Origin of the sequence: Nodosilinea sp. FACHB-141, assembly GCF_014696135.1 — a bacterium.
Classification (GTDB): Bacteria; Cyanobacteriota; Cyanobacteriia; order Phormidesmidales; family Phormidesmidaceae; genus Nodosilinea.
Map to the genome: position 1 here is coordinate 223,062 of NZ_JACJPP010000012.1, position 12,276 is coordinate 235,337.

The following is a 12,276-nucleotide window of genomic DNA, read 5'->3' on the forward strand; positions in this document are numbered from 1 at the left end:
CCCTCGCCGTAGTCAACAGTGTTTTCTCTGTAGCTTCTCCTGCGTTCCCCAAAATTGCTAGGGAGAGTTCCAGCGCTGCGCTCTGGTTCGCTGCTCCTAGCTAGACATCGCAAAGCCCCTCAGGAGAACCTTTCCATGACTGCTCAAGCCCCCGTTTTAGAAGGCTTTATCAAGCGCTACAGCGATCGCAACTACCGCTACCCCGTGCTGGTGCGCCACCAGGGCACCGTGATTGCCTTGGCGATGGATGACCAGCGCCGCATCTATTATTCCGTGCTAAATCTCAATGGTCAGGGAAATTCCCTCGACGTGAATAGCTGGGCTGACCAGCCCCAGGAGCTGGAGTTTCCCAAAGAAATTGCTGAAGTAGGTTTCGGCCTCGCCGATCAGCTGCTGCTGCCGACGGTGAAGAAGGGCAGCCGCACCCCGGTCAATGCGGGTGTGGTGGTAGCCGACAACGAAGTAGACAAGTTTCTCTCTAGAACCGCGCGGCTGACGGCAGATGCTCCATTTCAAGCGATGTCAGATGGGCGGTTTGTCTACGTGTTTCGCCAGGCGATCGCCGCTAACCACCCCGACCAAATCACCGTTGAAGGCCCCGAAAACCGCCAGATCCCAATCGTAGACTCGACGCTGCTGGTCGATCGCTTTGTGCTGTCGGGGGCGTCGGGCGCATCCCAGGCTGGGGAAGCTGCCCCGGTACCGCAGCTCAAACTCAATCTAGAGGTGCGCTTTCGCCGCAGCCGCAGCAAGACTCGCCCCCAGAGCACCAAAGACAGCCTGGGCGCGCGCGACATGCAGGATCAGCCCTTCTTTGAGCCCACCCAGGAGCTGTCGTTTATTCGCAACTTGCAGGAGGGACGGTTTTCGATCGTGCTGCTGCCCACCACCATTGCCGAGGTGTCGCGCTGGCAGATCTTTGCCTTTAACAGCGCCACAGGAATGATCGATGCCTACAACGTGGAGCGATCGCTAGAGGGCCTGTTCAACACCCGAGGCACTCAATCTGCCCCCAGCAGCGATGCCGCCGAGACGGCGCTGAACTTCAGCCAGGAGAGTGACCACGTGGTGCTGGCCCCAGGAGTTCGCCTCGGCCAGGGCTTTAGTCAGGAGGCGTGGATTTTCCCCCGCGTTACCGCACCGGAGCCGGGGGAAGCGCTAGAGCAGGCTCTGCTGGGGAATGACGACAAGACCGCCACGGCACCACCCTCGATCTGGATTGTGGACAACCGCCGGGTGCGGGTGGGCTTTGGCGATGGCGCTGGGTTTCAGTCCTTCATCACCGGAGAGGTGCTGCGATCGAACCAGTGGAACCATTTGGCGGTGGTATTTAGCAACGACCCCGACGATGCGGGCTATCACCTCTACGTCAATGGTCTGCCCGTGGATGTGCGCCAGGAAGGCACAGCGGGCACCAGTGTGGGTAAGGTGCCAGTGGATGCGGCCATCACGCTGATCGGCGCGCCCAGCCACAGCTTCTCTGGCCTGATCGACGAGATTCGCCTGTGGAATCGGCCGCGATCGGAGCGAGAAATTCGCAGCGATCGCGGCCTGCGCCTCTCTGGCCACGAGCTGGGGCTAGCGGCCTACTGGCGACTCGACGAAGGCTCTGGCCGCGAAATTTTTGACCACACCAGCAACCATGCCCCCGGCACCATGACGGCGGGCTTTGCCAACCGCGCCTGGGTAGCCTCCGACGCACCCATTGGCGAAAACGCCGGAGTGAACCGCGACAGCTTCCGCTTTGAGGGGCGCACCGTCGAGTCGGGTATCGCCTCGCTGCTCTACTTCCAGCAGCAGGAGGCCCGCACCGGCTACGACCAACAGGCCAAACCCCTGCGTCAGGGAGCGCGGGTGATGCTGGCGGTGGCGACCCAAGCGTCTGGGGGCGATCGCAAAGAAATTGCCACCCTTGATTTTGGTGTTTCTGCCAACGGCCGCCTGGCCAAGGTCGCCGACAAATTGCGGCTCAAGCCCGTAGCGGTGGAGCGCGACGGCGACCCAGTGGATGTGAGCGCTGAATTAGCCCAAATTCAGGCAATTCAGCAGGTGATTGACCAAACCCTAAGCGCCGACGACACTGCCGATGTGAGTGTTGCCCTGGCCCAGATTGAGGCGTTGCAGGCCGCGATCAGCCAAAAGCAGCAGGCGGCTCGCACCGTGGATGTCAACGCCGAACTCGATCGCATTGGTACCTTGCAGGGCGCCATCACTCAAAAGACCCAGCGCGTGACAACCCTGAGCGAGGAAATCGACTACCTCAATCGGGTATTTAGGATTGTGGATGATGCGATCGCTAACCGCAGCACCGGGCTCATCGTGCCGGCGGGCAGTTTAGATAGTCTCAATCTACCGGCTAAGCTCAGCCGACTGCGCGAGCTGCGTAATCTCCAGGCGAATGGCCAGCAAGAGCTACAGCAGCTGCTAGATTTTCTGCGCAATGCTCGGGTTACCCTACACGAGCACGCTAACTTTGGTGGCCGCTCTCTATCCTTTGGTCTGAATGCCATTGGCAACAGCTTTTCGCCCCGCTTTGTGGGCTATACCCAGCTCAATCAGCACAACTTCAACGATCTGATCAGCAGCATTAGCATTTCGGCTTTTATTCGCGTCGGGCGAGGGTCACAGCTGTTTTTGCCGGCGCTGCAAGTCACTGTTTTCGAGCACGCCAACCGCAACAGCGGCCAAAATGGGTTTGCCCACACGTTTACCGATACTACGGCCTTTGTCGGTCGCAATTTTAACGATCGCATTTCCAGCCTAGAGATCTCCGAAAACTCAGCCTTTCGCAATCACTGCGACGCGCTGCAGCGATCGCTCGACTCCCTGACCACCGACCTCAGCACTCTGCTCGACGAGCTGCGCGGCATTCGCACCAGCATTGAAGCCCTGCGTGCCGATCAAGACCAGCAGCGGCAGCAGCTAGAGCAGGCAGTGACGAGCGATCGCACCGCCCTGGCTGCGCTGCAAAACCTGCTGAATAAGGGGTTTGCCGCCACCATGCCGCTGGTGCACAGCGATGTCAACGGCTTGTCGGTGGCGGGCGGGCTGCTCACCTTCGCCTGGTCAGATGACACCCCGCTATTGTTCGATAGCGCCGTGGGCAACGTGGCGATGTATTTTCGCGGTACCGATGACCAATTTTTTGTGGCCTACTACAAAACCTTGACCCAGCGGGCGCGCTATGTCCTAAATGATGCCCTGGGGGCAGAGGCGGTAGTGGGTTTTGCCCGCTCCACCGAGGCCGAGATGGATCGCATTCGCCTCAATGTGGCTGGGGAGGCAGCTGACTCCGCCTGCACTGTCACCATTCAGAACAAAGCCGGCGGCCAGACAATTATTGAAACCTGGCACCAAGTACCCCGCGCTCCCGAGGGCTTTGCCAAGGTGCTAAATGGCCTCGCGGGCGATCGCACCTTTGTCGGTCGCGGCGAAATCGTTCTCACCTCTGGGCGCGCCGACACCCTAACCGTAGCGGGGGGGCTGCACCGCTCGCTACCGGCTGGGGCCACGCTGTTTATCGGCGATTTTAAGGCCACTCTCGAAACCGCCGTAGACCAAGGCGCAACGGAGCTGGCCATTCGCACTGAGGCGGCCAGCTCCACCACCGCACCGCTACCCGTGTTCTTTTTGGAATATGACTATGCAGTGCAGGCCAGCACCACCCAGGGCGGTGCTGACCTCTCCTCCGGCTCTAAGCTGTTGGCTTTTATTGCCAATGGCGCCGGCCAGGCGGTGAAGAATGGCACCGTGCACAGCGGTCTGACGCTCTCTAGCCGCTGGGTCTCTGAGGCTCCAGGCCATACCTATGCCTTCGACGGCCAAGACAGCCACGCTCGGCTGGAGGCCTCCAGCGCCGATTTTGACCAGCAGCTACGGCGGTTTTCGCCCCAGGCTGACCTGACGCTAGAAGCCTGGGTGCGCCCCAGCCAAATCGCCGAGGCCAGTCTGCGATCGCGCCTGCTCCACTACCAACCAGCGGCAAATACCACCGACACCCGTTATCTGTTGGGGCTGAAGCGCGAGGAGCTGACCACGGCGATCGCCCTCAACGGCAGCACTGACCTGGTGCGCATTCCTAACGCTACCCAACTCAATTTTGCTGGGGCCATCACCATAGAGGCCTGGGTCAAACCCGCCAAAAACGAGAACCTGGGCAACATCATTGTCCACGGCAACGCCAGCGGCCCCCAGGTTTTTCTGCGCATTAACGAAGGACGCTACGAAGCGGGCAGCCACAACGGCACCGACCACAAGGTGGCCATCGTCATGCCCGCCGCCGATCGCACCGGTAACGCCTGGGTTCACCTGGCCGGGGTTTACGACGGCACCCACTGGCGGCTGTACCGCAACGGCATTGCTTTGGGTGAACAGGCCGATGCGATCGGGGCCATCCCCATTGATGCTGACTGGGGCCTGGGGGCTCACCCTAACCCGAGCGATCGCGTGCGAATTTTGACTGGGGCGATCGCTGAGGCTCGCATTTGGCAGCGGGGCCGCACCCAGACCGAAATCGCTGTTGACATGACCCGCGAACTCAGCGGCAACGAAACCGACCTGGTGGGCTGCTGGCGCTTCGACGACTTTGGCAATCGCCGTGCCACTGACCACGCCCGCTTTGGCCACCACGGTCAGCTCGAAGGCAATCCCCAGCCGACAGAGTCTCCCATTCCGGCTTATTCGGTGTTTGCTGGAGTGGGTGAGCAACTGGTGCAGTCATCGCAAAAGATTGCCGCGGGCAATTGGAACCACCTGGCAGCGGTTTTCAACCAGTCCTACGGAGTGCAGCTCGATGGCCAGCCCGGCACCTTTTTGGATGCAGGCGCTGACCTCACCCTCGACCTCAACCGCGATCTGACCATCGAAGCGGCCTTTAAAGTCAATGATCTGAGCCAGCCCCGCGCCCTGCTCACTAAGGGCAAACTTAGCGCTACCGAAGACTCCGAGCAGCGCGTGCCCTACGCCCTTTACCTCAACTCGGCAGGCCGTTTGGTCTTCGCCTTTGAGGATGTCAGGGGCAAAAAACACCTGTTCATCTCCCAGCCCATTCCCAACCCCACCGAGTTTCACACCGTCACCGTCACCCGCAAGCGCCATACCATCACCAGCCCGGTGCGCAACAATAGCGATCAGCAAACTGGAGTCGATATTGTCTCCTGGGATGCGATTCAGTTCTTTGTGGATGGCAAGGCGAACACCCCTATCGGCCAGCCCTACGGCCTGTTTGAATACAAAAAAGCCGGCAGCGACACCACCGGCACCCCCCGCCAGGAGGACGGCCGCAATGGAGGCAGCACCAGCCCCGGCTTCAATGCCGGACAGCCCCAGCAGCCCCTGGACATTGGTAACAGCAATGCTCCACTAGAGTTTGGCTCGGGCTTTAGTCTGGCCAGCTTCGACCCAGCGGGCGACGATTTGGACAGCATCAACGGCGTGTACATTTCCGCTGAGGCTCTGTTTGTTGCTAATAACGGCGGCATGGCCAACCCCCAGCAAGCCGAAATGGTAGCCTTGGCGGTTGGGGTCAACGCTGGGGCGCGTGATTTAGAGCGGGATAGCGATCTGCTCAATACCGTCCGCAACGGGTTCGGCAACGGCTCTGCGATCGCCCCCCTCAGCGGCACCCTGGCCGAAATTCGCCTGTGGAATGTGCCTTTGGAGGCAGGCAGTATCAAACCTACAATTCAGGGTGGCGAAAAGGGACTGCTCGCTTGGTGGCGCTTTGAGGAGGCGGAGGGCGCGATCGCCTTGGACTCCAAGGGCAGCAGCCATGCCCGCTTCAAAGGAGCGGTGCAGTGGGTCAAAGACCCCAACCCCAGCGGGTCGCAGCTGGTGCTCTACCGGAACGGGCAGCTGCTGAGTAGTGAACTCGTGCCAGCGGCCAGCCGCGCCGTCCTGCTCTCGCCTCAGGCTCAGTTCACCCTGGGTGCGCTGCAACGCGGCAACAGAACCCAGGAATTCTTCCAGGGTGAACTGGAGGAAGTGCGAATCTGGCAAACGGCTCGCACCCCAGAGCAGCTGCAAGATAACCTGTTCCGGCGGCTACTGGGCGAAAATGGGCAGTTCCTCGACAACCGCGAAGACCTGCTCGCCTACTATCCCTTTGACACTCAGAGGGCCGGAGTGCTCTCCGACTTCTCGCTGCTGGGCAATGATCTGACGCCAGTTGACGCTGAGTTTGTGCTTTCCACTGCCCCCATCGGCGAAGACACTCCCCAGGTGCGCAGCGCCCTGGCGGGGGTGAGGACTCCCTTTAGCGATCGCCTCCAAAGCACCCCCGCCGTGCAGGAATACGGCGATCTGCAAACCGATGTCGACTGCAACCTGTTCGGCATTTACAAGCGCTGCTACGGCTTGATTAAAGACGGCCAGTGGGAGCTAGTCACTGGCTTTAAGGTGGGCGAACTGGTCACCGAATGGGTCGGCCAGGTGCAGTTCGATCCGCAGCTGATCGGCTTTATCGAAGGGGCGCCGCCAGTCCCCGGCGAAAACCTTACCAGTCGCGGGGCCGTGCTCGGTGAATTTGCCAACTACAACGGGGCTAGCTCCGTTGAACTCAAGCAGGCCAGCAAAACTAACTTCACCTTTTCCGCTGATAAAGAAAGCGGCTTTGACTCCAGCTTTGATCTGACTGCCGGGCTGCTGACCGGGGCCAATGTCGAAGCCGGTATTGGCTTGGTAACCGAGGTGGCCGACGCGGACAGCGCCTTTGGCATCAAGGCCAAGTTTGAAAATTCCCTGGGCTGGCTCAGCTCGGGCAGCACCAGCCTGGGCCTGACCACCAACCTATCGAGCAAGCAGCAGCTGCAAGGGTTTGTCGAGCCTGCCAATGCCGTTGCCTTTGGCGATGTCGGTCGGCGGTTTATTCCCGAAAACACGGGTTTTGCCCTGGTGCAGTCGCAGACCGCCGATGTGTTTGCCCTGCGCCTCAAGCACAACAGCGCCCTGGTGTCGTACCAGATGCGCCCTAACCCCGACATCCCGCCCGATCGCAACATCATCAACTTCCCCATCAACCCCGCCTACACCAAGCAGGGCACCCTCGACGGCAAGATCGGCTTCACCCCCGATGCGGCCTACCCCAATGCCCTCACCTTTAGCAGCGACAGCAGCTTTTATAAGCCGATTGAGGCCTTTGCCCTCAAGCAGCGCATCCAGCGCGAAGAGGAGCGGGTGCAAGCCTACTACGACCAGTACGACGCGGGAGCTGTAGGCCGCCGCCAGAATGTGCTGTTTGGCCAGAGCGGTGACCTGGGCAGTGAAGAAGTGCTGCAAAACCTGCCCCGGCTAGAGAAGCGCAACCTGGCCAACACCTACGTCTGGACGGCGGACGGCGGGCTGTTTGCCGAAACCCAGGAAACCATGGACGTGGTGCAGGAGAGCTACGGCGGCTCCTACGCATTCAAGGGGCAGGCGGGCATCTTTGCCGACCTGGACGTGGCCATCAGCGGTGTGGGCTTTAAGTTTGGCTTTGAGGCCATGTTTGGCGGCCGGCTCAACGTGCAGGCCACCAAGAGCGTGCAGTCAGAGAATAGCTTCTCGGTCGAGGTGAATGTCGATGAGGTCGAGCGCGATGTATTTCTGCGCGACGAAGCGGGAGAAGTGCTGTTTGACCTCAGCAATCCCCTGACGCCCAAGGCCCTGCGCCATCCTGGCAAAGTCGATGCCTACCGGTTCATGACCTTCTATCTGGAGCCTCAGGCCGACCACTTCGACCACTTCTTTAGCCAGGTGGTTGACCCCATTTGGCTAGAGCAAAGCACCGACGCCAACGCCCTGGCCCTGCGCGGCCTGCGCGATGCCAACAAAGGCCCTGGCACCAAGCCCCCCTGCTGGCGCATTTTCCACCGGGTCACCTTTGTCAGCCGGGTGCTGCCCCCGATCGGCAGCACCAAGCCCCTGCCGGCACTAGAATCTACCCTGCGGGAGCTGAGCATCGACAGCAACTTTGAGCTGATCAAGCGGCTCGACCCGTTTGTAGCCGACAAGGTAGACGACATTGGCGAATTCTCCCGCGCCATTCGCGAGACCATTGCTACCTTCCTGCCCGAGCTCCAGCCCCATGTGGCTGCCATCACCGAGTTTATGCGGCTGTTCTACGGCGTCACCGAGGTCACTAGTCTGGCCGACAGCCCCGAACTGACGGCACTCTTGGAGGGCGATCGCAGCCCCAACGCCGCTCCAGTGGTGCGGGTAGGCCGCAGCCAAACCCTGCATCTGGAAGATGAGGCGGTGCAAACTACCCTGCCTGGCTCGGTGGCAGACGATCGCCTCTCTCCTGAGGCCGTCTTCGTCACCTGGGCAGTGCAGTCGGCACCCTCCGGGGCCACCGTCGCCTTTGAAGATCTTCACAGCCCCGTGACCGTTGCCAGCTTTAGCAACATTGGCCGCTACCGGCTAGCCCTAACCGCCAGCGACGGCACCCTATCTGCCACGGAAGACCTCGATATTTTGGTCAACCAGTCGCCCCTGGTGCGAGCTGGGGAAGACCAGGAGATCGGCTTCCGCCAGTCCCTAGAACTGCGCGGCGAACTGGTGCGGGATGGTCGAGGCGATCGGACGACTCAAGCCCTCACCACTCGCTGGGAGGCGGTCAGCGGCCCTGGCTCCGTTACCTTTGACAACGCCGCCGCCCCGCGCACCCGCGCCCTCTTTAGCGCCAGTGGCGTCTACCTGCTGCGGCTGACGGCAGAAACTACCACCGCTAGCGGTGTGCTCACCCACAGCGACGACCTGCAAGTGTTTGTGGGGGCGCGCATCAACCGAGGTCTTCTCAGCCTCTACAGCTTCGCGGATAGTTTGGCCAACGAGGGCAACACCGTGCGAGATGTCGCTGGCGTTGGGGTGCCGGTGGATCTGGCGATCGCCGGTAAACCTACACCGCTCAAAGCCCGCGGCGCAACCACGCCCTTTGCCCTGGCGCTGAAGAAGCCCGCCCGGCTCACCAGCACCAATGCCAGCCGCCTGATCCAGGCGATCAAAGCCAGCGGTGAGTTCACCCTAGAAGCCTGGATAAACCCCTCCCAGGGAAACCAGCCCGGCCTGGGTCGCATTCTCACCCTGTCGGGTGGAGCTAGCCGCCGCAACCTGATTTTGGGCCAGGCGGGTAACCAGTTCCACCTCGGGGTGCGCACCAGCGAGACGAATGGCAATGCCAGCGATCGCGCCTTTGCCAGCGGCATTGTGGCCCCCGCCACCCTCACCCACGTCGTCTGCACCCGCGAGACCAACGGCACCACCCGTCTGTATCTGAATGGCCAAGTTGTGGCTCAGCGCGTCATCCCCGGCACCCTGGCCAACTGGGACGACAGCTTTGCCCTTGCCCTCGGCAACGAGCTGGGCGATACGCTCAGCGAAGACCGCGCTTGGCTGGGCGACTTCCATCTGGTAGCGCTCTACAGCAGCGCCCTCACCCCCGCCGAAATTGCCACCAACTTTGAGGTGGGGGCCGACGCCAACCTGGCTCCGGTGGTTTCTGCGGGTGCTGACCAGGTGATCAACCTCCCTAGTGCTCTCTCCCTCAAAGGGGCTGTTATGGATGACCAGCTGCTCAACGGCAACCTATCGGTGCTGTGGAGCCAGCCCGGTGGCCCAGCCCCGGTCACCTTTAGCGACCCGACCAGCCTAGAACCCACGGTGACCTTTACCGAACCGAGCACCAACGATGAAGACGGGCAGCCCGTTAAGGTGGCGGGCGTCTACACCCTGCGGCTCACCGTCGGCGACGAGGCCCAGGCCATTAGCGACGAGGTACAGATCACCGTTAACCACGCGCCGATGATCAAAGCGCCGAATGCGATCGTGGTGCAGTTGCCCAACCGAGCCCAGCTCACCGCCGAGGTGCAAAGCGGCTTGGGCAACCCCCAGCAGGGACGCCTCACCCTGCTCTGGAGCCAGCTCAGCGGACCGGGCGCGGTTTCCTTTAGCGACCCTGCCTTGGCCAACACCGCCGCTCAGTTCTCCGAAAGCGGCACCTACAGGCTGCGGCTCACCGCCAGCAACGGGCTGCTCACCACCGTGGCCGATGTCACCGTCCACGCCAACAAAGCGCCGATGATTCGGGTCAGCGCTGCACCGCTAGTCAACCTGCCCTCTACCGCTACCCTCCAGGGTGAAGTAGTCGATACTGGCTTGGCCGATCCGTCGGGCACCGTGAGCGCCAAGTGGAGTCTGGTCAATGGCCCCGGCTTGGTCACCTTTGCCGATGCCCAGCGGCTGTCTACCACCGCCACCTTCAGCACCAGCGGCGAGTACACCCTGCGGCTGACCGTCAGCACCGGGGAACTCACCACCAGCCGCGAGGTGACGATCACCGCCAACCAGGCTCCCCTGGTCGATGCCGGCCCCGATCAGAGCCTCGATTTCCCCGCCCTGGCCGAACTCGACGGCACCGTCAGCGACGACGGCTTCCCAACCACCCCCGGTCGCCTGACCCTGGCCTGGAGCAAAGTCAGCGGCCCCGGCGCGGTCACCTTTGCCGACCCCGCCAGCGACATTACCACGGCCCAGTTTTCTCGGGGCGGTGAGTATGTGCTGCGGCTAACGGCAAACGATGGGGCGATCGCCGCCCACGACGAGGTAATCATTCGAGTGAACCAGCCCCCTGTGGTCAATGCCGGAGCCGATCAAGTCCTCACCCTGACAGCGCAAGCCGAAGGAGCGGTTCAGTCTGTAACGGCAACTCTCAATGGTACGGTCCAGGATGACGGTCTCCCCGCCAATACCCTGACCACGCTTTGGCAGCAGCTCAGCGGTCCGGCCCCCGCCGTTCTGAAAGATGCTGCAAAACCCTCCACCTCGGCCGAGTTCCCTGGAGCGGGCACCTACGTGCTGGAGCTGAGCGCTAGCGACGGACGGCTGACCGGGCGCGATACTGTCACGGTTGTCGTTTCCAAGCGAGTCATGACGGGTATTCAGGCCCTCTACGATTTTCGCGAGGGCAGCGGCAACACCATCCGTGACCAGTCAGGGATTCAGCCCGCGCTGGACTTGGTTTTGGTGAACGGGGCGATCGCCCGCATCCCCCAAGGTATTGCCCTCCAGCAGCCCAGCTTGCTAGCCACCGCCGGAGCTGCGACTCGGCTCAACCAAGCCATTCAGCGCAGCCAGGCATTAACCGTAGAGGCCTGGGTGAAACCAGCCCAGCTTTCCCCCAGCCAGACCCCGGCGCGGATTGTCACTCTCTCAGTCGATACCGGACATCGCAACGTCACCCTGGGCCAAAACAACAACCAGTACGTAACGCGCTTGCGCACCACCACCACTGGGGTCAACGGGTCTAGCAAGGTGGTCGAAGCGGGCTCAGTCAGCGTCAACCAGCTGACCCACCTGGTGTACACTCGCGACGGCGAGGGCAACGCCACCCTCTACCTCGACGGCCAGGTGCAAAAACGCGAGGTGATCAGCGGCGATCTTTCCAACTGGGATGCTACCTACCGTCTAGCTCTAGGTAATGAGCTAACGGGCGATCGCCCCTGGCTGGGTGAGTACCACTTGGTCGCCATCTACGATCGCGCCCTCACCGTCGAGGAGGTTAGCCAAAACTTCGCTGCCCGCCTGCCATAGACAACTAGAAATTGTCGCTGTCTAGGCGGCGATCGGCAAAAAACCGGGTTTCTGCTAGAGAGTATCGCCTCTGACGCAGAAACCCGGTTTCTTTTTCAAGGATCTCGATGCCGAAAGAAGCAACTGAGTTGGAGGCAGGCGCTAGTGCAGCCCCCAAGAAATCCATCGAGAGCCTGTAGCCGCATCGCCAGCATCGGATGATCTGACCCAGTTGCCACTGGTATCATCCAGTTCGACTGGGGTGAGGTCGGTGTTTTCAACCCAGGCATTGGTTAGGGTGGCGTGGGAGAGGTTAGCACCGCTGAGGGCTACCTCACGCAAAATTGCGCCCTGGAGATCGGCCTGTTCTAAATTAGCCGTGCGCAAGTCAGCGTAGCTGAGGTCGGCTCCAACCAGGTTGGCCCGCTCTAGGTCGGCCCCGATCAAATTGATGTGCTTGAGATTGGCCCCGCTGAGGTCGGCCCCAATTAGCTCGGCGTCGGTCACGTTAGCCCGTTCTAGATTGGCTCGCGAGAGGTCGGCCCCGCTGAGGTCAGCTTGGGATAAATCGGCCCCGCTGAGATCGATGCCGCTGAGGGTGGCACCGCGTAGGTCGACCCTATGAAGACGAACGCCCGAAAAGTTGCGATCGCCTCGGTTGTATTCGTGCAAAAACTGTTGAATATCCATGGAAGACAGCCTCCACAACTTGGCTAGATCAGCCTTAACGGG

General features: G+C 61.4%; 2 protein-coding genes. One reads left to right on the forward strand and one right to left on the reverse strand.

The features are described from left to right. The first annotated feature begins 135 nt into the window (after positions 1-135). Entirely contained in the window at positions 136-11,565 is an 11,430-nt protein-coding gene (locus tag H6F59_RS13435; RefSeq protein ID WP_190700518.1) for a LamG domain-containing protein, read from the forward strand. 141 nt (positions 11,566-11,706) lie between these two features. Here H6F59_RS13435 and H6F59_RS13440 read toward each other — a convergent pair whose 3' ends face one another. Next, positions 11,707-12,234, reverse strand: a complete 528-nt coding sequence (locus tag H6F59_RS13440; protein ID WP_190700521.1) for a pentapeptide repeat-containing protein — start codon at positions 12,232-12,234, stop codon at positions 11,707-11,709. Between the last annotated feature and the right edge of the window lie 42 nt (positions 12,235-12,276).